Source organism: Nocardioides nanhaiensis (assembly GCF_039542785.1).
Classification (GTDB): domain Bacteria; phylum Actinomycetota; class Actinomycetes; order Propionibacteriales; family Nocardioidaceae; genus Nocardioides; species Nocardioides nanhaiensis.
The window spans coordinates 39046-61117 of record NZ_BAABIM010000001.1; the positions used below are offsets into that span (position 1 = coordinate 39046).

General features: G+C 73.9%; 23 protein-coding genes. 17 read left to right on the top strand and 6 right to left on the bottom strand.

Annotated elements, in window-relative coordinates; all coding sequences use genetic code 11:
• Positions 1 to 7 precede the first annotated feature (7 nt).
• Positions 8 to 598 (top strand): hypothetical protein, encoded by a 591-nt coding sequence (locus ABD948_RS00165; RefSeq protein ID WP_345262011.1) that lies wholly within the window; start codon positions 8 to 10, stop codon positions 596 to 598.
• A gap of 216 nt (positions 599 to 814) precedes the next feature.
• Here ABD948_RS00165 and ABD948_RS00170 read toward each other — a convergent pair whose 3' ends face one another.
• Positions 815 to 1462 (bottom strand): TetR family transcriptional regulator, encoded by a 648-nt coding sequence (locus ABD948_RS00170; RefSeq protein WP_345262012.1) that lies wholly within the window; start codon positions 1460 to 1462, stop codon positions 815 to 817.
• 141 nt (positions 1463 to 1603) lie between these two features.
• Here ABD948_RS00170 and ABD948_RS00175 point away from each other — a divergent pair, with 141 nt between their 5' ends.
• Positions 1604 to 3094 carry a DHA2 family efflux MFS transporter permease subunit gene (locus ABD948_RS00175; RefSeq protein ID WP_345262013.1) on the top strand — a complete coding sequence of 497 codons (1491 nt, stop codon included), beginning with the start codon at positions 1604 to 1606 and terminating at the stop codon, positions 3092 to 3094.
• Between the two features lie 18 nt (positions 3095 to 3112).
• On the opposite strand, the gene ABD948_RS00180 is transcribed toward ABD948_RS00175, so the two are convergent.
• A complete protein-coding gene (locus ABD948_RS00180; protein ID WP_345262014.1) occupies positions 3113 to 4468 on the bottom strand; it encodes an FAD-dependent oxidoreductase in 1356 nt (451 codons plus the stop codon).
• A gap of 110 nt (positions 4469 to 4578) precedes the next feature.
• On the opposite strand from ABD948_RS00180, the gene ABD948_RS00185 reads away from it, so the two are divergent.
• The 7 genes from ABD948_RS00185 to ABD948_RS00215 all read left to right on the top strand — a co-directional run bounded on the left by ABD948_RS00185 (position 4579) and on the right by ABD948_RS00215 (position 10545).
• A complete protein-coding gene (locus ABD948_RS00185) occupies positions 4579 to 5454 on the top strand; it encodes a GNAT family N-acetyltransferase (protein WP_345262015.1) in 876 nt (291 codons plus the stop codon).
• Positions 5455 to 5480: 26 nt separating this feature from the next.
• A complete protein-coding gene (locus tag ABD948_RS00190; protein WP_345262016.1) occupies positions 5481 to 6581 on the top strand; it encodes an ArsO family NAD(P)H-dependent flavin-containing monooxygenase in 1101 nt (366 codons plus the stop codon).
• A gap of 8 nt (positions 6582 to 6589) precedes the next feature.
• Positions 6590 to 7582, top strand: a complete 993-nt coding sequence (locus tag ABD948_RS00195; RefSeq protein WP_345262017.1) for an arsenic resistance protein — start codon at positions 6590 to 6592, stop codon at positions 7580 to 7582.
• A gap of 102 nt (positions 7583 to 7684) precedes the next feature.
• Positions 7685 to 8053, top strand: coding sequence for a metalloregulator ArsR/SmtB family transcription factor (locus ABD948_RS00200; RefSeq protein WP_345262018.1), 369 nt, complete (start codon positions 7685 to 7687; stop codon positions 8051 to 8053).
• Complete coding sequence (gene arsB / locus ABD948_RS00205) at positions 8050 to 9162, top strand: ACR3 family arsenite efflux transporter (RefSeq protein ID WP_345262019.1); 1113 nt, start codon at positions 8050 to 8052, stop codon at positions 9160 to 9162. The genes ABD948_RS00200 and arsB overlap by 4 nt, the downstream gene beginning before the upstream one ends.
• A 39-nt stretch (positions 9163 to 9201) precedes the next feature.
• Positions 9202 to 9876, top strand: coding sequence for an arsenate reductase ArsC (locus ABD948_RS00210; protein ID WP_345262020.1), 675 nt, complete (start codon positions 9202 to 9204; stop codon positions 9874 to 9876).
• Between the two features lie 24 nt (positions 9877 to 9900).
• On the top strand, positions 9901 to 10545 hold the full coding sequence (locus tag ABD948_RS00215) for a SanA/YdcF family protein (protein WP_345262021.1): 645 nt from the start codon (positions 9901 to 9903) through the stop codon (positions 10543 to 10545).
• A 3-nt stretch (positions 10546 to 10548) separates the two neighbouring features.
• Here ABD948_RS00215 and ABD948_RS00220 read toward each other — a convergent pair whose 3' ends face one another.
• Complete coding sequence (locus ABD948_RS00220; RefSeq protein ID WP_345262022.1) at positions 10549 to 11484, bottom strand: hypothetical protein; 936 nt, start codon at positions 11482 to 11484, stop codon at positions 10549 to 10551.
• A 101-nt stretch (positions 11485 to 11585) separates the two neighbouring features.
• Here ABD948_RS00220 and ABD948_RS00225 point away from each other — a divergent pair, with 101 nt between their 5' ends.
• A complete protein-coding gene (locus tag ABD948_RS00225) occupies positions 11586 to 12443 on the top strand; it encodes a sensor histidine kinase (RefSeq protein ID WP_345262023.1) in 858 nt (285 codons plus the stop codon).
• Positions 12444 to 12476: 33 nt separating this feature from the next.
• On the opposite strand, the gene ABD948_RS00230 is transcribed toward ABD948_RS00225, so the two are convergent.
• Positions 12477 to 12641, bottom strand: coding sequence for a hypothetical protein (locus tag ABD948_RS00230; protein WP_345262024.1), 165 nt, complete (start codon positions 12639 to 12641; stop codon positions 12477 to 12479).
• Between the two features lie 54 nt (positions 12642 to 12695).
• Positions 12696 to 14885, bottom strand: coding sequence for an MMPL family transporter (locus tag ABD948_RS00235; protein WP_345262025.1), 2190 nt, complete (start codon positions 14883 to 14885; stop codon positions 12696 to 12698).
• A gap of 163 nt (positions 14886 to 15048) precedes the next feature.
• On the opposite strand from ABD948_RS00235, the gene ABD948_RS00240 reads away from it, so the two are divergent.
• Positions 15049 to 15198 carry a hypothetical protein gene (locus tag ABD948_RS00240; protein ID WP_345262026.1) on the top strand — a complete coding sequence of 50 codons (150 nt, stop codon included), beginning with the start codon at positions 15049 to 15051 and terminating at the stop codon, positions 15196 to 15198.
• Here the strand turns inward: ABD948_RS00240 and ABD948_RS00245 are convergent.
• Entirely contained in the window at positions 15195 to 16568 is a 1374-nt protein-coding gene (locus tag ABD948_RS00245) for an MBL fold metallo-hydrolase (RefSeq protein ID WP_345262027.1), read from the bottom strand. The genes ABD948_RS00240 and ABD948_RS00245 overlap by 4 nt on opposite strands.
• 116 nt (positions 16569 to 16684) lie before the next feature.
• On the opposite strand from ABD948_RS00245, the gene ABD948_RS00250 reads away from it, so the two are divergent.
• The 6 genes from ABD948_RS00250 to ABD948_RS00275 all read left to right on the top strand — a co-directional run bounded on the left by ABD948_RS00250 (position 16685) and on the right by ABD948_RS00275 (position 21922).
• On the top strand, positions 16685 to 17482 hold the full coding sequence (locus ABD948_RS00250; RefSeq protein ID WP_345262028.1) for a GntR family transcriptional regulator: 798 nt from the start codon (positions 16685 to 16687) through the stop codon (positions 17480 to 17482).
• Positions 17479 to 17844 (top strand): rhodanese-like domain-containing protein, encoded by a 366-nt coding sequence (locus ABD948_RS00255; protein WP_345262029.1) that lies wholly within the window; start codon positions 17479 to 17481, stop codon positions 17842 to 17844. The genes ABD948_RS00250 and ABD948_RS00255 overlap by 4 nt, the downstream gene beginning before the upstream one ends.
• On the top strand, positions 17844 to 19061 hold the full coding sequence (locus tag ABD948_RS00260; RefSeq protein WP_345262030.1) for a TSUP family transporter: 1218 nt from the start codon (positions 17844 to 17846) through the stop codon (positions 19059 to 19061). Before ABD948_RS00255 ends, ABD948_RS00260 begins: the two co-directional genes overlap by 1 nt.
• 224 nt (positions 19062 to 19285) lie before the next feature.
• A complete protein-coding gene (locus ABD948_RS00265) occupies positions 19286 to 19948 on the top strand; it encodes a class I SAM-dependent methyltransferase (protein ID WP_345262031.1) in 663 nt (220 codons plus the stop codon).
• Between the two features lie 40 nt (positions 19949 to 19988).
• Positions 19989 to 21035: a WD40 repeat domain-containing protein gene (locus ABD948_RS00270; RefSeq protein WP_345262032.1), complete on the top strand. Its 1047-nt coding sequence runs from the start codon at positions 19989 to 19991 to the stop codon at positions 21033 to 21035.
• Between the two features lie 221 nt (positions 21036 to 21256).
• Positions 21257 to 21922, top strand: a complete 666-nt coding sequence (locus ABD948_RS00275; protein WP_345262033.1) for an SDR family NAD(P)-dependent oxidoreductase — start codon at positions 21257 to 21259, stop codon at positions 21920 to 21922.
• Positions 21923 to 22072 lie beyond the last annotated feature (150 nt).

Here is a 22072-nt window from a genome sequence, read left to right on the forward strand (position 1 = left end):
CCGAGCCATGTCGCTCCCGCAGTCGCCCGACCAGACGCCCCGCCGCGCCGAGGTGACCGGCGCACCCACGGTCGCGCAGGTCGGCCGAGCACTCGTCGCGGCCCTCGCCACCCTGACCCTGCTGGTGCTGGGGTTCTCGCTGGTGATCCCGGTGATGGTCATCCAGACGTCGACCGGCACCGTGACCGAGACCCCCGGCACGCTCTGGCAGGAGGGCATCGACCACGGGTTCACCGACGGCGGTGGCGCGAACGCCTTGGTGCCAGCCGCGATGCTGACCGTCGTCGTGCTCGCCACCGTGACGGCGATGTACCTGTGCGCGCTCCTGATGGGTGGGTCGCTCGGGCGGCGCGGTGCCCTCGCGCTGCGGATCTCCTCGGTCGTGCTGCTGCTGGGCGGGGCCTGGATGGCGCTCCGCACGACCTGGCTGGTCGAGCTGGCCGAGGGGTGGAACGAGCGTGACCAGGCGGCGACCGGGGGGCCCGGAGCCTGGTGGGTGCTCGCCGGCGCGGTCGTCCTGGCTGCGCTCTGCTGGCCCCGACCCGTGCGCGAGCTGTGGACGGCGCGCCCCCGCGGGACAGTGCTGACCGAGGGCTGAGCAAGGCTGGGCGATGGCGGAGCCCGAGGATCGAGGGCGCCGCACCACCGCGGGCAGGGTGTCCGCCGTGCCGCGCCGCAGGACCCTGGTCGTGACCGCCGCGCTCGCCGTGTCCCCGACGTGGTGCGCGAGCCGGAGCTCGGCGGCGTGCCCCTCGACGACTTCAACGAGTACCGCAGTCTCTCGGCGAGCTCGACCGCGGCAGGTCCTAGCCGGCTAGCGCCCAGCCGCCAGCTCGGCTCGCACCGCGGTCGACGCAGCCTCGTAGGCGGCTAGCAGGTCGAGGTGCTCGTCCCGCTCGGCGGCCGTGGCCCACCGGTCCAGGGCGTGACGCACCACGGCACTGCCCAGCTCGACGACGAGCCGGACGTCGTCGTCGGGCCGTCCGGTGATCTGGGCCAGGCGTGACGCCAGCGCCGACACCCGCTCCTCGTCGAGCTGCAGACCGGCCAGGCGCAGCGAGGGCTCGTGCTGCATCAGCCGGCGCACGCGCAGCAGCCGGGTGCCCTCCTCGCCCTCGGCGATGACGCGGAGGACCTCGCGCCAGATCACCTCCAGCTGCGGCAGCAACGGCTGCTCGGGGCGGGTCGCCTCGACCATCGTGCCCACCCGCTCCTCGAGGTCGGCATTGCCCAGCAGCGCCGCGCTCTCCTTGGTGGCGAAGTAGCGGAAGAAGGTCCGCGGCGAGACACCGACCCGGCCCGCGATCTCGTCGACGGTGGTGTGGTCCAGGCCCCGCGACTCGAACAGGTCCAGGGCGACGTCGCTGATCTCGCGCTCGGTCTGACGACGGCGCCGCTCGCGCAGGCCCGGCTCGGCGGGCCCGGCGGACGGCGCGACGGACGGCACGGCGGTCTCAGGCACGTCGTCGATCCTAGACCGGCGGACGGGAATAGCGGCGGACACCGCCGTGTTGGCAGTCACTGTCACGATGGCGCAGGCTGTCCCACGCAGCAGCAGCGCCGTCGATCCGCCCGTCCGTCCCGAGCACCCCCAGGAGCACGCGTGTCCAGCCCCGCCACGAGCACCAGCCCGGCCAGCCCGACCAGCCCGCCGACCGCGGACGCCCCCGGGGCATCGCGCGGCCCCGTCGTCGAGCGGCCGGGTCGCCTGATCGCCCTGCTCGTGGGCGCAGCGTTCGTCGTCATCCTCAACGAGACGATCATGGGCGTGGCGCTGCCCCAGCTCATGGCGGAGTTCGGCGTCACCGCCGCCACCGCGCAGTGGCTCACCACGGCCTTCCTGCTCACGATGGCCGTCGTCATCCCGATCAGCGGGTTCCTGCTCACCCGACTGCCGCTGCGCACCGTCTTCGTGCTCGCGATGAGCAGCTTCACGCTCGGCACGCTGACCGCCGCCACCGCGCCGGTCTTCGAGGTCCTGGTGGCCGGCCGGGTGATCCAGGCCGTGGGCACCGCCCTGATGATGCCGCTGCTGATGACCACGATCCTCACCATCGTCCCGGCCGAGCGCCGCGGGCAGATGATGGGCACGATCTCGATCGTCATCTCCGTCGCGCCGGCCGTCGGGCCGACCATCTCCGGCATCGTGCTCGACCAGCTCAGCTGGCGCTGGATCTTCTGGCTCGTGCTGCCGATCGCCGTGCTCGCCCTCGCGCTGGGCGCCACCTGGGTGCGCAACGTGACCGAGCCGCAGCGCGTGCCGATCGACGTGCCCTCGGTGCTGCTCTCCGCCGTCGCGTTCAGCGGCCTGATCTACGGCCTGTCCAGCATCGGCGAGGCTGCCGCTGGCGAGACCCCGGTCGCGCCGTGGGTGCCCGTCGCGGTCGGCGCCGTCGCCCTGGCCCTGTTCGTGCGGCGTCAGCTGCGGCTGCGCTCCGCGGCCCTGCTCGACCTGCGCGCCTTCGGCACACCCACCTTCAGCGTGGCGGTGCTGCTCGTGGCCGTGAGCATGATGGCGCTCTTCGGCACGCTGATCCTGCTGCCCATCTACCTGCAGGACGTGCTGGGCCTCTCGACGCTGCGCACCGGTCTGCTGCTCCTGCCAGGCGGTCTGACCATGGGCGTGCTGGCGCCGTTCGTCGGCCGGCTCTTCGACCGGGTGGGCCCTCGTCCGCTGGTCGCACCCGGCGCCGCCCTCGCCAGCGTGGCGCTCTGGCTCATGGCGACCAACCTCGACGCCCAGACCACGAGCGGCACGGTCATCGCCGTCCACGTGCTGCTGAGCATCGGCCTGGCCTTCATGTTCACCCCGCTGCTCACCAGCGCTCTCGGCTCCCTGCCCCAGCACCTCTACTCCCACGGGAGCGCCATCGTCGGCACCGTGCAGCAGGTGGCCGGCGCCGCCGGCACCGCCCTGTTCGTGACCGTGATGACGCGCCAGTCCACCGCGGCGATCTCCTCGGGCACCAACCCCGTGCAGGGTCTGGCCGAGGGCGTCCACGCGGCGTTCCTGTGGGGCGGGGTCATCTCCGCCGCCGCGGTGCTGGTGGCGCTGATGGTGCGCCGACCGCGCGAGGTGCAGGTCGCGGGCTGACCGGGCGGGCTGCCGGCGTCAGCGGGTGGACGACGTGAGCACCGGCGCCGGCGCGCAGCAGCCCCCGCCCTCCGAGCCACCCTCGACGCCGACCGCCGGGTCGCCGTCGAAGGTGCCGGATCCACCGCAGACGCCGGACTCCGGCAGCACCAGCTCCACGCGGGCCGCGGCCTCATGGTCGCCGGCGACCGCGGCCACCACGCTGCGCACCTGCTCGAAGCCGGTCATCGCCAGGAACGAGGTGGCCCGGCCGTAGCTCTTTATCCCGGCCAGGTAGAGCCCCTCCTCGGGCTGCGCCAGCTCAGCGGCACCGTGCGGGTAGACGGTGCCGCAGGAGTGCACGTTGGGGTCGATCAGCGGAGCCAGCCGGCTGGGCGCGGAGAGCACGGGGTCCAGGTCGAGGCGGACCTCGCCCAGCATCGTCAGGTCGGGGCGGTAGCCGGTGACCACCACGACCTCGTCGACCCCGGTGAGCACCTGCCCGCCGAGGTCGGTCAGCCGCAGCGTGCTCCCCGGCTCGGAGTCCACGGCGGCGGTGCGGAACGAGGTGACGACGCGCACTGGCCCGCTCTCGACAGCCTCGCGGGCGTGGCTCCCGAGCGCGCCGCGGGCGGCCAGCTGGTCGGCGTCGCCGCCCCCGAAGGCGTCGTCGGCAGCGGCGCGACGCACCAGCCAGGAGACGGTGGTGCCCTCCCCGGCGAGCCCGGCCAGGCCGACCAGCACGTTCTGCGCCGAGGCGCCGGTGCCGGCCACGGCCACGTGCCGGCCGGCGAAGCGGGCCCGGACGACGGGGTCGGCCAGGTCGGGGATGCCGTAGGTGATCCGCGCGGCGTGCTCGGCCTCGCCGACGGCGGGCAGCCCGTCGCCTCCCAGGGGGCTGGGCGTGCCCCAGGTGCCGGAGGCGTCGACGACGGCGGAGGCCGGGTGGCGCTCCAGACCGGCGGACGTCTGCACCAGCACGGTGAACGGTGCCTGCTCGCGACCGGAGTCGACCAGCCGGTCACGGCCGGCGCGGGTCACCCCCACCACCCGGTGGCCGTGGCGCACCTGCACCTGGCCGGTCTCCTGCAGCGCCGCCGCGAGCGGCGTCAGGTACCGATCGGCCCAGTCGTGGCCGGTGGGGTAGGACGACGGCTCGGGGGCCGTCCAGCCGGTGGTGGCCAGCAGCGCGGCGGCCGCGGGGTCGACCACCTCCGACCACGGCGAGAACAGGTGCACGTGGCCCCACGCGCGCACGGTGGAGCCGGCGTCCGGGCCGGCCTCGAGCACCAGGGTGGGCAGGCCCCGGGCCTGGGCGTGCGCGGCGGCGGCCAGGCCGACGGGGCCGGCGCCGATGACCACCAGGGGTTGTTCGGGCGTGGGGGTCAGCGTCATCTCAGAACCTTTCATCGATGGCGGTCGATCAAGTGGCCCGACCGTAGGGCACCGGATCGTCACCGCGCAACCATCGACGCAGATCGATGTAGCCGCGGTAGTCTGCCCGGGTGCCGATCGCGACCACAGACACCACCGACACCGCCGACACCGCCCCGCAGCCCGCCGTCCTCGACGGCGACGCCGCCGCCACCTACGCCGCCTGGTTCGCCACCCTGGCCGACACCACCCGTGTGCGGCTGCTGCACGCCGTGGCCACGGCGCCGTCTGGCAGCCTGCGCATCGGCGACCTCGCCCAGCTGCTCGGCATCGGCCAGGCCACCGCCTCCCACCACGTGCGCCGCTTGGCCGAGGTGGGCTTCGTGGCCGTCGACAAGGTCGGGACGGCGTCGGTGGTCTCGGTCAACGCCGCCTGCTGCACGGGCCTGCCGCACGCCGCCGACGTGGTGATGGGCGCGCTCGCCACGCCGCCGTGCTGCCCCGAGGACCTCCCGGCCGACGTCAGCACCCGCGCCATGACCGAGGCCGATCGCCCCCGCGTGCGCGAGATCTACGCCGAGGGCATCGCCACCCGCAACGCCACCTTCGAGACCCAGGTGCCCGCGCTCGCCGACCTCGGCCGCAGCTGGCTGCCCGAGCACCGTTGGGTTGCCGAGCGCGCGGGCGAGCTGGTCGGCTGGACGACGCTCTCACCGGTGAGCCCTCGCGCCTGCTACGCCGGCGTCGTGGAGAACGCGCTCTACGTGGCGGCCGAGGCCCGCGGCAGCGGCGTCGGCAAGGCCCTGCTGCACCGCCAGGTCACCGAGGCCGACGCCGGTGGGCTCTGGACGCTGCAGAGCACGATCTTCCCGGAGAACCGCGCGTCCCTCGCGCTGCACCACGCCGCCGGGTACCGCACCCTCGCCGTGCGCTCGCGGATCGCGCAGCTCGACGGCGTGTGGCGCGACACCGTGCTGCTCGAGCGACGCCGCCCCGACAACGCGTGAGCACCGCTCTCGTAGAATCACACGAGGTGTCGGAAGACCTGCCGGTCGTCGTCATCGGGGGCGGCCAGGCGGGCCTGTCGGCAGGGTTCTACCTGCAGCGTGCCGGGCTGGAGCCGGCTCGTGACTTCGTCATCCTCGACGCTGGTGAGGAGCCGGGTGGGGCCTGGCCGCGCATGTGGCCGAGCCTGCGCCTGTTCTCCCCGGCGGGCTACTCCTCCCTGCCCGGGTGGCAGATGCCGCCGACCCAGGGCTACCCCAGCGCCGCGCACGTGCGCGACTACCTGGGCGAGTACGAGCAGCGCTACCGCCTCCCGCTGGTGCGACCGGCGCGCGTGGTGGCCGTGCGGTCCGACGGCGAGGGTCCCGACAGACCCCTGCTGGTCGAGACGGCAGAGCGCACCTACCGCGCGAGAGCAGTGATCTCGGCAACCGGTACCTGGGACCGGCCGTTCTGGCCGGCCGTCCCCGGCATGCGCGAGTTCGCCGGCGAGCAGCTGCACGCCGCGCAGTACCGCGAGCCCGGGCCGTTCGTCGACCGGCGCGTGCTGGTGGTGGGCGGCGGCAACACCGCCGCCCAGCTGCTGGCCGAGGTCTCCACCGTGGCCGAGACCACCTGGGTCACCCGCCGTCCGCCGCGGTTCATGGCCGACGACGTGGACGGGCGGGTGTTGTTCCAGGCGGCCACCCGGCGCACGCGCGCCGTGCAGCAGGGTGGGCGGTGGGACGAGGGCGCGGAGGCCGGCGTCGGTGGGCTCGGCGACATCGTGATGGTGGCCTCGGTGCTGGAGGCGCGCGAGCGCGGCGTGCTGCACGCCGAGCCGATGATCGAGCGGCTGACCCCCGAGGGAGCCGTCTGGCCGGACGGAACACGGCGTGAGCTCGACGTCGTCCTGTGGTGCACGGGCTTCCGCCCGGCCCTGGCCCACCTGGCACCGCTGCAGCTGCGCGGTGGACGCCACCCGGTACGCACGGAGCCACCCGGCGGGACCCGCAGCGCCGAGGAGCCGCGGCTGCACCTGCTGGGCTACGGGGACTGGACCGGCCCGGCGTCGGCCACCCTGATCGGCGTCGGCCGGACCGCCCGCGACGCCGTCGCCGAGGTGCTCGACGACCTCGGGCTGGCATGAGCGGGGCGGTGGCGTCCCCTGCCGTCGCCTGGCTGGAGCGCCACCAGGTGGCGCTCTACGTGCTGGCGATCGCCGCCGGCCTGGCGATCGGCGTCGGGGTGCCCGGCGCCCACCGGCTCGAGGTCGCCATCACGCCGGTGCTCGCCGCGCTGCTGCACGCGACCTTCCTGGCCGTCCCCTTCCACCGCCTCGGATCCGCCCTGCGCGACCTACGTTTCCTGACGGCGCTGCTGGTGCTCAACCTGGCGGTGGTGCCGCTCGTGGTGCTGGCGCTCAGCCGCGTGGTGGCCGGCGAGCCGGCGCTGCTCGTGGGGGTGCTGCTGGTGCTGCTCGCACCGTGCATCGACTACGTGATCGTCTTCGCCGGGCTCGCCGGCGGTGCCGCCGAGCGTCTGCTGGCCGCCGCCCCGCTGCTGATGCTCCTGCAGCTGGTGCTGCTGCCCCCCGCCCTGGTGCTGCTGCTCGGTCCCCAGCTGAGCGAGGTCGTGAGCACCGGTGCGCTGGCCGGCCCGCTCGTCGAGGCGCTGGTGCTGCTGGTGCTCGCGCCGCTCGCGCTGGCCGTGCTCGTGCAGGTGCTCTCCGCGCGCGAGGGGTCCGCGGCCCGCGCGTCCCGCCGCTGGGAGGGGTGGTCGGGCGCGGCGATGGTCCCCCTCATGGTGGCGACACTCGCCGTCGTCGTGGCCTCCCAGGCGGGGGCGGTCGACGACCGGCTGCCCGAGCTGCTGCCGGTGGTGCCGATCTACGCGGGCTTCCTGGTGGTGATGGCGCCGCTCGGCCTGCTGGTCGCGCGCCTGGCGCGGCTCGACGTCGGCGCCGGTCGCGCGCTCGTCTTCAGCGGCGCCACCCGCAACTCGCTCGTGGTGCTGCCGATCGCGCTCGCCCTGCCCGCGGAGCTGGCCCTGGTGCCGCTCGTCGTCGTCACCCAGACCCTGGTCGAGCTCGTGGGAATGCTCGTCTACCTGCGCGTCGTGCCGCGGCTGCTGCCCCATCCTCGCCGATAGTCCGCAGCAAACTGGTCGTCATCCGGGCCTCGCGACGACCACTTTGCTGCGGACTATCGGCCCTGGTTGCGTATAGAGATAGATACCTGTCAATATCGACGCATGTCGATGTCTGCCGGAGCCGGGTGCGACCCGGACGACCCGCTGGCCTGCTGCACCCCGCTCGCCCGCGAGCCGATGAGTGCCGCCGACGCCGAGCAGGTGGCGCCGCTGCTCAAGGCCGTCGCCGACCCCGTGAGGCTGCGGCTGCTCTCGCTGGTGCTGAGCCACGAGGGCGGCGAGGCGTGCGTCTGCGACCTGCTGCCCGCCTTCGACCTCTCCCAGCCCACGATCAGTCACCACCTCAAGGTGCTCCACGACGCCGGTCTGCTCGACCGAGAGAAGCGCGGGGTCTGGGTCTACTACCGTGCCCGCCCCGCCGCGATGGCCGCCATGCTCTCGCTCTTCGCCGACGCCGGGGTGCCCGCGTGAGCGCCCCGACCCAGGCCTCCCAGCACCCGCAGGACGCGGCGGTCCTGCAGCGGCTCTCGACCCTCGACCGCTTCCTGCCCGTCTGGATCATCGTCGCGATGGTCGGGGGTCTGCTCCTCGGCCGCCTGGTCCCGGGCCTCGACGAGGCGCTCGCCGCCGTCGAGGTGGGGTCGGTGTCGCTGCCGATCGCCATCGGCCTGCTGGTGATGATGTACCCGGTGCTCGCCAAGGTGCGCTACGACGAGCTGGGCAACGTCACCGCCGACCGACGCCTGCTCGTGGCCTCCATCGTCCTGAACTGGGTGCTCGGCCCCGCACTGATGTTCGCGCTGGCCTGGCTGATGCTCCCCGACCTCCCCGAGTACCGCACCGGCCTGATCATCGTCGGGCTCGCGCGCTGCATCGCGATGGTCCTGATCTGGAACGACCTCGCCTGCGGCGACCGCGAGGCGGCGGCCATCCTGGTGGCCATCAACTCGGTCTTCCAGATCATCGCCTTCGCCGGCCTCGGCTGGTTCTACCTCGAGCTGCTGCCCGGCTGGCTCGGCCTGGAGGACGACGCCGCCGGCGGCGGGCTGGACATCTCGGTGTGGCAGATCGCCGTCTCGGTGCTGATCTTCCTCGGCATCCCCCTGCTGGCGGGCTTCCTGACCCGCACGCTCGGCGAGAGGGCGCGCGGTCGGGAGTGGTACGAGGGCACGTTCCTGCCCAAGATCGGTCCCACCGCCCTCTACGGCCTGCTGTTCACCATCGTGGTGCTCTTCGCGCTCCAGGGCGACACCATCACCAACCAGCCCCTCGACGTCGCTCGCATCGCCCTGCCCCTGCTGGCCTACTTCGGCCTCATGTGGGCCGGCTCCTTCGCCCTCGGCATGGCGCTGCGGATGAGCTACGAGCGCACCACCACGCTGGCCTTCACCGCCGCCGGAAACAACTTCGAGCTCGCCATCGCGGTGGCGATCGGCGTCTTCGGGGTCACCTCCGGCCAGGCGCTGGCCGGCGTGGTCGGCCCGCTGATCGAGGTGCCGGTGCTCGTGGCGCTGGTCTACGTCTCGCTGTGGGCCCGCCGTCGCTTCTACGCCGACGGCTCCACCCGCAGCCGCACCTGACCCCTCATCCCGCTGGCCCGCCGACCGAGAGGCACGACCGTGACCACCCACGACACCCCGCCCGCCACCCGGGTCCCGCGCCCGCCGGGCGTGGACTCGCTGCTCGACAGCATCGCCGCCGACCTCGCCCCGATGTTCGCCGGCGTCTTCGGCCCCGAGACCGTGCGGGCCCACGTGGGCGACGCGTTCGACCGGATCAGCGACCAGGCCCGCATCCAGACCTACCTGCCCATCCTCACCGGGCGCATCGCCCGCGACCAGCTCGTCCGCCTCGCTGCCGAACAGGAGAACATCCGCGTGACCACCACCCCCGAGGTCCTCTTCGTGTGCGTCCACAACCAGGGCCGCTCCCAGATGGCCGCCGCGCTGCTGCACCACCACGCCCAGGGTCGCGTCCACGTGCGCTCGGCCGGCTCCGCACCTGCCGACTCGGTCAACCCGGCCGTGGTAGAGGTGATGGCCGAGCTCGACATCGACATCAGCCAGAACCTCCCCAAGAAGCTGCTCACCGAGGACGTCGCCGCCTCCGACGTCGTCATCACCATGGGCTGCGGCGACGCCTGCCCGATCTTCCCCGGCAAGCGCTACGAGGACTGGGCGCTCGCCGACCCCTCGGGCCAGGGCGCCGACGCCGTGCGCGCCATCCGCGACGAGATCGACCAGCGGGTGCGAGCACTGCTCTCCGAACTGGTGCCCGACGCTGCCTCTGCCTGACCGGAGCGCCGCTACGCTCGAGGCGTGAGGTCTCGACGCTGGCCGGTGCTGCTGCTGGCCGCACTCGGTGTGCTGGCGGGCGGGGCTGTCGTGGTCTCGAACCTCGTCGTCGTGCTGCGCACCGGCGACCAGGTGGTGCGTGAGCCGGACGCCGTCCGGCCCGCGCAGGTGGCGATCGTGCCGGGGTCGCTGGTGCGGCCCGACGGCTCGCTCGGCGACGTCGTGCAGGAGCGCCTCGACGCCGCCGTCGCGCTGCACGAGGCCGGCACCGTGGAGAAGATCCTGGTCTCCGGCGACAACGGGGATCCCTCCTACAACGAGCCCGACGCGATGCGTGACGCCGCACTCGCGGCCGGGGTGCCGGCCGAGGACGTGTTCACCGACTACGCCGGGTTCAGCACCTGGCACACGATGCGCCGCGCCCGCGAGGTCTTCGAGGTCGAGTCCGCGGTGGTGGTGACGCAGGGCTTCCACACCGCCCGGGCCGTCGACCTCGGCGTGGCCGCCGGCCTGGAGGTGCAGGGACTCGCCACCGACGACGGCAGCCACACCGCCCGCGAGCTGCTCGCGCGTGTGCGGGGACTCTGGGAGGCCACCGTGGAGCCCCGGGTGACCCCGGGCGATCCGCTTCCGATCACCGGCGACGGCCGCACCTCCTGGGCGCAGTAGCCCTCACCAGCTCCAGCGCAGACCGAGCGTGCCCGGCCCGAAGCCGTGCCGGATCGTGCTGAGGGAGCACAGGCCGTGGACGTCGAGCGGCGTGGCGGTCTCCTCGCCGTCGTTCACCTCGTACACCTCCGCCGAGGCGGGCGGTCGCCGTGCGTCGAAGCGCGCCCACAGCATCAGCTCGCGCACGGGCTGCTCGGCGTAGTACTCCACGTGCTGGTGCCGGGTGGGCGGCAGGCGCAGCGCGTGCTCGATGACGTGGCTCTCACCGACGCGCAGCGGGCGGTCGAGGTCGAGCAGCCAGGCCTGGACGCCGAGTGAGGACAGGTGGGCCTCCCGGCCGACGCGCGCCCCGTGCACCTCCAGCAGCGCGGCGGTCTCTCCCTCGGTCAGACCGCCGAGGCCCATCGAGTAGCTCTCCAGTCCCTCGACGATGGCTCGGATCGCGGTGCGGGCGCTGATCCGCACGTCGTCACCGTGCTCGTCGACGTCGACGACCAGGTGCGCGAGCGTCACGCGCTGTCGGCGGTGCGCGCCCTCGAACCCGAAGGTGGCCAGCGTGGCGGACTCCTCGGCGGTGGGGTCCTGGGGTGGGTCCACCAGGTCCACGAAGTCGACCAGCGGTCCGGGCGGCCCCGGTCTGCGCACCGCCGGGAGAGCGGAGAGCAGGTGGTCGGCCGGCAGGCCGAGCAGGCTCTCCATCGCACGCACGGCGTCGAGCGAGGGTTGCCGCTCGGGGACCCGTTGCCCGCTGCGCCAGTAGGAGAGGGAGGTGAGGCTCGTGCGGTGGCCCTCGGCGGCGAGCCGGTCCCGGACCCAGGTGAGCGTCACCGCGCGAGCCCGCAGCGCCTCGTCCAGCAGCTCACTGAAGGCCGTCGTGGGCGCACGGCGCTCGCCCGCCCGCGGCCGCACGGGCCGGGCGTCCGCGAAGGGAGGCGTCATCTGGGCCACCAGTGAACTTTCACATCTGGACCGTCCGGTAGGTGAAGGGCCGAACCGTACCGTGAGGCGACGCCTGCCAGTGGACGACGGAAGGATCACCGATGACCGCGTGCCACCGCGTGCCACCGCCGTCGAGCGAGGGTGCCGCTCCCGACGCGGATCCCCCGGAGCTCCCGGAGCTCCCGGAGCTCCCGGAGCTCCCGGAGCCGGTGGTACGACGCAGCTCCCGCCGTCCTCCCACGCGCTCGTGGGCTGCGAGGCCGGCGTCACCGTGGGAGGCCGAGCACCTCGGGCTGGCCCACGAGCCGGGCAACCGGGTCATGGCGGTCTCCGCCCAGCTCCAGCTGGTGGCCGGTGGAGGCCAGCTGGCGCAGGAGCAGGTCGACGCGGTGCGTGCCGCGGAGCGCGCGCTGGAGGCGCTCGTCGCCACCGGCGAGCGTCTGGTCGCGCTGGCCGGGCTGGCACCACCGGCCGTCCCCGAGGTGGTGGACCTGCAGCGACTGGCTCGCGACGTCGTGACCGAGGCGGAGTCCGTCGCCGCGGCGGGGAGATCGCGGGTCACGGTGCTCGGCTCCCGGCCCGCCCCGGTGCTGGCGGTGCGCTCGCAGCTGCGCCTGCTGGTCGACAACCTCGTCGAGAACGCACTGAAGTACTCCCCGGCCGGCTCCCCCGTCGTGGTGGAGGTGCGGCCGCACCGCGGCGGCGTCGTCCTGCGCGTGCTCGACCGTGGTGTGGGGATCGCGGCGCGCGACCTGCCGCACGTCCAGGAGCCCTACTTCCGCTCACCGGAGGCGCAGGAGTCCGACCGGCAGGGAGCGGGGATGGGCCTGGCCATCGCCCGCGCGCTGGTCGAGCGGCACGGCGGTCACCTGGGCATCGACTCGCGCCTCGGCCTCGGAACCCGGGTCACGGTGCTGCTGCCGCCGCACCTGCCGGGGTCCGACGTCGAGCAGGGCTGACCGCATCGGCGTCCCGTCAGCCGATCACGGGCCTCACGCGCGCCCCGTGAGCTTCTGGAACAAGCCGGCGCTCGGGTCGGGCTCGTGCCCGCCGCACCACTCGCCGGCGGGCACCCGGGCCTTGACCTGCGCCACGTGCTGGCCGCAACCGGCCCAGGTGGTCTTCTGGCACTTCTTGCAACGGACGGGACGGCACATCGGGTTCTCCTCGGTGTCGGGTTCGGATCGGGTGGGTAGGACGGACCGGAGGGGTCAGCCGTGGCTGAAGGTGATGGTGGGCAGCACCCGGCGTAGCCAGGCGGGGCTCCACCAGGCGGCGTGGCCGGTGAGGCGCAGCAGCACCGGCAGCAGCACCAGGCGCACCAGGAAGGCGTCGAGCAGCACGGCGATGCCCAGGATGATGCCCATCTCCTTGGGCGGCAGCGGGCCGGAGAGCGCGAAGGTGAAGAACACCGCCACCATCACCGCGCCGGCGGCGAAGATCACCCGACCGGAGTGGGCCAGCGAGCCCACCATGGCCTCGCGCGGGTCGCCGCTGCGCTCGTAGTGCTCCTTGGCCGAGGCCAGCAGGAAGACGGTGTAGTCCATGGCGATGGCGAAGATCATGGCGAAGAAGAAGATCGGCGCCCATGCGTCCAGGAAGCCCTGGGACTCGAAGCCGAAGAACCCGGCACCCCAGCCCTCCTGGAAGATCAGCCGGGCGACGCCGAACGCGGCCGCGGTGGAGAGCAGGCTCGCCAGCGTGCCGAGCAGCGAGATCAGCGGTGCCTGCAGCGCCACGAGCAGCAGCAGGAAGCCGAGCACCAGGATGATGCCGATCGCGAGCGGCGTCGAGTCGTCCAGCTGCGTCTTGAGGTCGAGGTTCTCGACGGCCGCGCCGCCCACGAGGGCCGACTCGGGCAGCTCGGCACGCAGCCGGTCGACGGTCGTGGAGAGCTCGGGGTCGGAGGGGTCCACGGTCGGCACGGCCTGGATGAGCACCTGGTCGGCTCCCGCGCCGGAGCCCTCGCTCGAGGGCTGGGGCGGCATGGCGCCCGCGATGCCGGGGTCGGCGGCGAGGGCCTGCGCGACGGCGGGGGCGTCGCCGCTGTCGGTGATCACCTGCAGGGTGCCGGGGGCACCCTCGCCGAAGGCTGCCTGCACCTGGTCGTAGCCCTGGCGGGCGCTGGCGTCCTCGGGGAGCACCTTGATCGAGGGCATGGCGGTGGAGAGGCCGATGATCGGGGCGGCGAGCGCCACGAGCAGCACCAGCGAGCCGGCACCGAACAGCACGGGCCGGCGCCACAGACGCTCACCCCAGGCGGCGAACCGGGCAGAGCGGTGCTCTCCGGTCTTCACCCAGGGCAGCGCCAGCTTGTTGATCCGCAGGTCCAGCTTCAGCAGCACCAGTGGCAGGAGGGTGAGTGTGGCGGCCAGCACGAACACCACCGCGAGCATGATCCCGCCCGCCATCGACCGGAAGGACGGTGAGGGCACCACCATCACGGCCGAGAGCGAGATCAGCACGGTCAGGCCGGAGAGCAGCACCGCCTTGCCGGCGGTGTCCATGGTCTCGGCGATCGCCGCGCGTGGCGCCAGCCCACGGCCCATCCGCGCGGCGCGGTAGCGCACCACGAGGAAGAGGGCGTAGTCGATGCCGAGCGCCAGCGCGAACATCATCGCGAAGTTCATCGCCCAGATGGAGACCGGGACGAGCTCGTTGATGAGCACCAGCGAACCGGCGGAGGCGACGAGGCCGGCCAGGGTCAGCAGCAGCGGCAGGCCCGCGGCCACGAGGGCGCCGAAGGCCAGCACCAGGATGGCCATCGTCACCGGCCACGACATCATCTCGGACTTGAGCATGGCGTCGAGGTTGGCCTCGTTGAAGTCCGACCAGAGCAGCGAGGCTCCGGTGGGGTTGACCTCGACGCCGTCGCCGGAGAGCTCGCCGAGCGGGCCCTTGAGATCGTCGGCGGCACGGACCATCTCGTTGGTGTCGGCCCCCGCGCCGGCCAGCACGACCGCCGTGCGGAGATCCTCGGTCACCGTGACACCCGGCTGCGGTGCGAAGACCTGGGCGATGCGCGGGTCGGCCTCGAGGGTGGTCATGACCTCCGCGAGCACCTCCTGACCGCGGGCGCTCGTCAGCGGCTCGTCGGCCTGCACGACTACCTGGATGGCGGAGCTGGCGTTGCCGCCGAAGTAGGTCTGGGCGGCCTCGCGGACGGCGACGGACTCGGAGCCGTCGGCCTGCCAGCCGGCTCCCGAGAGGTTGTGCTCGACCTTGGGCGCGAAGATCCCGAGTCCCACCACCAGCAGCACCCAGACGGCGGCGGTGAGGCGGCGGTGGTCGTCGACCCAGAGACCCAGGCGGCCCAGCGGGCCGGAGCGACCGGGCTGGTGGGAGCGGTGCGGGGCGGCGTCGGGGCCGTGGTCGGCCGCGCGCTCGGCGGTGGTGGTCATTGTTCTCCTCTGCGAATAACCCCCAGGGGGGTTCCATGAATGAAGGTTAACAACCCCCTGGGGGGTTATGGCAAGTCGTCGGTGGATCGTGGTCGGCGTGCTGCGCCGCCCACGTGGCGAGACGTGGTCGGGGGCGCCCCGGCCGGCGGGTTCTCATGGACGGGTGAGCAGCACCGACGCGCTCCCGCCGCACCTCGAGCAGGCCGAGGACGGGGAGCAGCCCGAGGAGCCCCCCGCACCCGCGCGGCGTGGGCGGTGGTCGCGACTGCTGGATGCCGGCGCCCTCGCCGACCGCAGCGGCGTTCCGTTCTAGCTCGGCTCGGCGACGAGGCCCAGCTCCTCCGCGGCCGAGAAATCGTCGGCGACCAGCACGACCTCGTGGCCGGCGCGTGTCAGCAGGCTGGCGGCGATCGAGGCGCGGTAGCCGCTCGCGCAGTGGACCCACAGCGGTCCGTCGGGCACCTCGTCGAGCCGCTCGAGGAGCGCGTGCAGGGGGATGTGAGCCGAGCCGGGGATCGCGCCCTGGGCGCGCTCGTCGTCGCGACGGGTGTCGAGCACGGTGAACCCGGCTCGCTCCGCGTCCGGGACGGCGGCGAGGTCCTCGAAGGACACGACGCGGTAGGACGCGAGGTCGGCGGGTCCGGTCGCGAGCTCTCGCGGGGTGCCCACGGCCGCGCCGTCGGGCCGGTCGAGGCCGATGCGCACCAGCTGACGCTGGGCCTGGGCCACCTGCTCGGCGCTGTCACCCACCAGGGTCAGCGAGGAGCCCCAGGGGATGAGCCAGCCGAGGTAGGTCGAGAACTGGGTGCCGAGCTCGATGCCGATGCTGCCGCGCAGGTGCTCGGCCGCGTAGGCCGTGCGGGTGCGCAGGTCGACGACCCACTCGTGGGCGTCGATGCGCCGGCGCAGCTGCTGGGGGTCGACCGGCTCGGGGGCGCTGAGGTCGACGGGGCCGGGGCCTGCGAGGTTCCGCGGCCCCATGTGCGCGTAGTAGGCCGGGTAGGCGGTCAGGTTGGCGATCAGCGTCTCGACGAAGGCGTCCTCGTCGGTCGCGGTGAGCGCGTCGTTGCGGGTGCGCTCCTGCGCAATGGTCGACGCCTCGCCCCCGGAGGCGGAGCCCGAGGAGCAGAAGCTCCCGAAGCCGTGGGTGGGGAACAGCCGCGTCTCGCCCGGGAGCTCGGCCAGTCGCCGGGCGGAGTGGTACTGCGCCCGGGTCAGCTCCTCGGTGCGGTCGGCGTCGACCAGGTCGGTGCGGCCCACGGACCCGAAGAGCAGTGACCCGCCGGAGAACAGCGCGGGGTCCGTCTCGCCCGCGGTGTCCTCCAGGTAGTAGGCCAGGTGCGTCACCGTGTGGCCGGGCGTGGCCAGTGCGGTGATGCGCATCCGGCCGTGGGTGAGTACTTGGCCGTCGGTCACCGGCTCGCGCTCGAAGGCCACCGGGTCGGCGGCGTTGACGACGTAGGCGGCGTCGGTGCGCCGGGCCAGCTCGTGGCCGCCGGTGACGTAGTCGTTGTGGATGTGTGTCTCCAGCACCGCCACGCAGCGCAGCCCGCGCTCGGCGAGCACTGCCTCCACACGGTCGATGTCGCGCTGGGGGTCGACGACGACGGCCTGCGCGCCGTCGTGGGCCACGTAGCTGCGGTCGCCCAGGTCGCTGGTGTCGAGGACCTCGATGGTGAGCACGTTCTCTCCTTGTCCGTACGGATGTCCGTACATTTCGTGGGACCGTACGCCTCCGGGGGGCGCACGGCAAGCCTCAACGCTTGCCAGTCACGGTTTATGTCCGTACATTTCGAGCCATGCCTCCCGCAGACCTTCCGCCCGCCGCCGGCATCGACCGGCGCTCGGCCCTGCCGCTGTGGGCCCAGGTGCGGGCCGACGTCGAGCGGCGCCTGCGCCGTGGCGAGTTCGCCAGCGCCTTCCCGGGCGAGATGGCGCTGGTCGCCGAGTACGGCGTCAGCCGGCACACCGTGCGCCAGGCGCTGCGCTCGCTGCGCGAGTCCGGCCTGGTCGAGGCGGGCCGCGGGCGGGCCCCGCGGGTGAGTGCCGACGAGATCGCCCAGCCGCACGGCGCTCTCTACAGCCTCTTCTCCTCGGTCCGAGACTCCGGGCACGCCCAGCGCAGCCTGGTGCGGGCGCTGGACGCCCGCGCCGACGGCACGGTCGCCACGAGGCTCGGCCTGGAGGAGTCGACGCCGCTGGTCTACCTCGAGCGGATCCGCCTGGCCGACGACGAGCCGCTGGCCATGGACCGCGTCTGGCTGCCCGCCCGGCTCGCGGCGCCGCTGCTCGAGGCCGACTTCACCGAGACCTCCCTCTACGACGAGCTGGATCGGCGCTGCGGGGTGCGCCTCACGGGAGGTCGCGAGCGCGTCCGGGCCGTGGTGCCGACCCCCGCCGAGCGGGTCCTGCTCGGCATCGGCCAGGACACCGCGGCCCTGGCCATGGAACGCACCGGCGAGCTGCGCGGACGGCCTGTGGAGTGGCGCCAGACCCTCGTGCGCGGCGACCGCTTCAGCCTGCTCACCGAGTTCGCCGGCGGCGACCGGGTCTCCCTCACCGTCTCCGACCGCGCGACCGCGGGGGCCGACCGATGAGCGCGGCCCACTCGTCCACCCCGCCCCAGGGGCCGCCCGCCGTGCCGGAGATCGACGTCCACCGGGCGGCACGGCTGGCTGCCGAGGGCGTGCTGCTGCTCGACGTCCGCGAGGACGCCGAGTGGGAGGCCGGGCACGCGCCCGGGGCGCGCCACGTGCCACTGGCTGAGCTGGACCCCGCGTCGCTGCCCGTGGGGGAGCCGATCGTGGCCGTGTGCCGCTCGGGCAACCGCTCGGGCAAGGCCTCGACCGTCCTGGCCGCGGCGGGGCACGACGTCGTCAACATGACCGGTGGCATGCAGGCCTGGCAGGCGGCGGGGCTTCCGGTGCAGGCGCCCGGTGGCGGCCCGGGGAGCGTGTGATGGACCTGCTCCTGGTGCTGGCGCTCGGCCTGCTGATCGGCGCGGTCCTCGGCGGGCTAGGGGGCGGCGGCGCGATCCTCACCGTCCCGGCCCTGGTCTACGTGGTCGGCCAGCCGGCGCAGACCGCCACGACCGGCAGCCTGGTGATCGTCGGGCTGACGGCGCTCGTGGGCGCCGCCTCCTACCTCGCCGCCGGCCGGGTGCGCCGGGGCACCGGCCTGGTCTTCGGGCTGGTCGGGCTGCCCGCCGCACTCCTGGGCAGCTGGGCCAACCACCGCGTCGACGCCGACCTGCTGCTGCTCGGCTTCGCGGCGCTGATGCTCGTGGCTGCCGCGGCGATGCTCGGTGGTCGCCCGACGCCCGCGGACGACGTGCCGGGCGGTGCCACCCCGGTCCCGCACCCGGCCGCCGGCGGTGCGGGTCCGCGTGGTGCCGTCGCCCCGGTCCTCGAGCGCACCGAGGTGCAGTCCGGGTCCCGGACCCGGGCCTCGCGGACCGCGGTCGTGGCCGCGGCGGCCGGCGTCGGCCTGCTCACCGGCTTCTTCGGCGTCGGCGGCGGTTTCGTGATCCTGCCCGCGCTCGTGCTGGTGCTCCGCCTGCCCATGCAGGTGGCGGTCGGCACCTCGCTCCTGGTGGTCGCCCTCAACTCCGCCAGCTCCCTGCTGGCGCGCGTCGGCGCGGGCATCCACCTGGACTGGGGCGTGGTCGTGCCGTTCACCCTGGCGGCCATGATCGCCACCCTGGTCGGCAAGCGGGTGGCCGACCGGCTGCCCGCCCGGCAGCTCACGCGCGGGTTCGCGGTGCTGCTGGTGCTGGTGGCCGCCTACACCACGTGGCAGAGCGCCTCCGGGCTGCTGGGTGGTGGCGACGAGGCGGGCACCGCCACGGCCAGCAGCCCCGCCGCCGACGGCGCGGCTGTCGTCGTCACGCCGGCGCAGGCCGCCGCGGCGGTGGCCGACGGCGCCGTGCTGCTCGACGTCCGCACCCCCGAGGAGTTCGCGGCGGGGCACCTGGCCGAAGCGGTGAACATCGACTCGGCCTCCACCGACCTCACGGTCCGGCTGGACGCCCTGGACCCCGAGGCCGCCTACGTCGTCTACTGCGCCTCCGGACGGCGCGCGGCAGGTGTGGTGCAGCAGCTGGCTGACCTCGGCGTCACCGACGTGGTCAACGGCGGCGGCTTCACCGACCTCGCGCCGGTGCTGCCCACCAGCTGACCCCACCCCGCCCTCATCAGCCCGCATCGCCGCGCACCGGCCGGGATGCGTCGTAGAAGTGGGGACACGTCTGCCTCCGGGGGACAGGAGCCAGGCGTGGCGCGGTGGCTCGCGGACCGAACGTGTCCCCACTTCTACGGACGACCGAGCCGACCGAGCCCAGCCTGCCGCCGACGCCGTGCGTGGCGATGACACCGGCGCCTGGTCCTGGGAGAGTGCCGGGCATGCCGTCCACGCCCCGGCGCCGACCGACACCGCGCCAGCTCTCCGAGGCGACCGAGAAACAGCGCGAGGTCTGGGACGCCGCGGCACCGCGCTACGACCGCTCGATGGCGCTCCTCGAGCGCCGCCTCTTCGACGGCGGCCGCCCGTGGCTGGCGCAGCGTGCTCGCGGCCGGGTGCTCGAGGTGGCCGTGGGCACCGGCGCCAACCTGCCGCTCTACCCCGGCGACGTGCAGCTGGTCGGCGTCGACCTCAGCCCACGGATGCTGGGGCTCGCGCGCGAGCGTGCCGCCGAGCTCGGCCGCGAGGTCGAGCTGCTCGAGGGTGACGCGGCTGCGCTGCCGCTGCCCGACGCCAGCGTCGACACCGCGGTGTGCGCGCTGGGCCTGTGCAGCATCCCCGACCCGGCGGCGGCCCTGGCCGAGATGCACCGGGTACTGCGCCCGGGCGGCAGCCTGCTGCTGCTCGACCACGTCGTCAGCACCTGGCCGCCGGTGCGCGCGGTGCAGTGGCTCGTGGAGCGGGTCACCGTGCGGGTGGCCGGCGAGTGGTTCACCCGCCGCCAGCTGCCGCTGGTGCGCGCCGCCGGCTTCGAGGTCGTGGAGACCGAGCGCCTGCGCCTGGGCATCGTCGAGCGCGTGCACGCCCGTCGTCCGGCACCCTGACGGCGTTTCCACCGGTCCGCTGACGGGCACACCAGGGGGCATGGCCACCCTGCGAGCACGGACCGCGTGCAGCGCCCTGCTGACGGCGCTGCTGACTGCGTGCAGCGGAGGACCCGACGCCACCACCACCGCCCCCGGTGAGGTTGCCGTGCCGACCCCCGGCGAGGTGCTGGACCCCGCCGGCGCCTCGGTCGACGCCGCAGGCTTCCGGGTGGCCGTGCCCTGCCACACCGAGTGGGTCTGCCTGTGGCGCAACGACGATCTCGAGGGCGTGCTGCCCGGCAGCACTGCCACGGCGTGGGTTCCACGCGGCGCCGACCACCTGCTGGTCACGCCCACGTCGCCCTCCGACGACGAGCAGGGCCTGCTGCTGCAGGACCCCGACACGGGTCGCGAGGTCGAGCGGCTGCGCACCGAGGCCCCCGTGGAGTCGCTCGCGACGTCCGCGGACGGCTCGACGCTCGTGGTCGTCACCGCCGACGCGACGCTGGTGCTGGAGGCCCGCACCCTGGCGCAGCGGCACGCGGTCGTCTCGCCGGGCGAGGTCCTCGACGTCGCGGTCTCCCCTGACGGCGCGCAACTGCTGGTCGCCGCCGAGGGGTCGGCCCCGACGCTGGTGGACGTGCGGACCGGGCGCACCGTGCTCGTGCTGGGCGAGGAGCCGGCCACCGAGGACGAGCAGGTGAGCCGGGTGGCGTGGTCACCGGCGGGCACGCGCGTGGTGACCGTGAGCGCGGAGCAGGTGCAGGTCCGGGAGGCGGGGGACGGGACGCTCTCGGCCGAGCGTCCCGTGCCGGCTCGGCCGACCGCGCTCACCTACGGGCCGGACGAGGTGAGGCTCGCGCTCGCCGCCGAGCCGGGCGAGGCCGTGCTGGTGTGGAGCTGGGCGGGCGACGGAGAGCTGGTCCTCGACGAGCACGCCACCTATCCGGCCGAGCGGTTGCTGTGGAACGACGGCGCCCCGGGGTGGCTGTACGCCGTCGGCTCCACCGAGCTGCGGCTGTTCGACCTCGACGTCCCCACCGAGCAGGCCGTGGACGACCCCCCGTTCCCCGAGGAGCTGCCCGACCTCGACCTGCGCCGCTGAGCCTGGATCCGCCGATTCTCGCCTGCTGCGCGCCACCATGAGGGCGCGCTGACGGCGTTGCCACCGCTTGAGAGACGCCCAGTCTGCCGAGCGCGATGGCGCCTTGCCATCACACCCTCCTGGCGGCGCTCGCGACGCCGACAATCGGTGGATCCCGGCTGAGTCGACGCCCACATCGATGGCGCGCGATGAATCACCGCCGCACCGGGTAACGGCCCACCATGACGACGATCGCGATCATCGGTGCCGGCAAGGGTCTGGGAGCCGCCGTGGCACGGCGCTTCGGAAAGGAGGGCTTCGCCGTGGCGCTGCTCTCGCGCCACCAGGGGCGACTCGACGCGCTGGCAGCCGACCTGGAGGCCGACGGCGTCCAGGCGCGCGGCTTCGCGGCCGACGTGCGCGACCCCGACTCGCTCGCGCGGGCGCTGGAGCGCGCCACCCAGGAGCTCGGCCCGATCGAGGTGCTGCAGTACAGCCCGCTCCCCCAGAAGGACTTCATGCGGCCGGTGCTGGAGACCACGCCCGCCGACCTGGTGGGCCCGGTGGAGTTCTCCATCTACGGCCCGGTTGCGGCCGTGCACGCCGTCGTGCCCGGCATGCGCTTCCTGGGCGAGAACCGCGGGACCATCCTGTTCGTCAACGGCGGCTCGGCCGTCACGCCGGGCCGCAACGTCACCGGCACGTCGATCGCCTTCGCCGGCCAGGCCGCCTACGCCGAGCTGCTGCACGAGGTGCTGGGCGAGGAGGGCATCGCCGTCTCGCAGCTGATCATCGGCGGGCAGATCATCGAGGGCGACGACGAGAAGGACCCCGCCGTGCTGGCCGACCACCTGTGGGAGCTGCACGAGAAGCGCACCGAGTTCCGCCGCCAGATCTCTGCGGACTGAGCGCGGGCCGAGCCGAGGAACGGGCCGAGGAGCCTGACACCCGGGCACCCCGACAGACCAATCCACGAGGCTCCGGCGACGGATGGTCTAGCCCACCCTGATCATTTTGTGCCCCCCGGGTAGCCATTTCGCAAGATCTGGCGCGAAGCG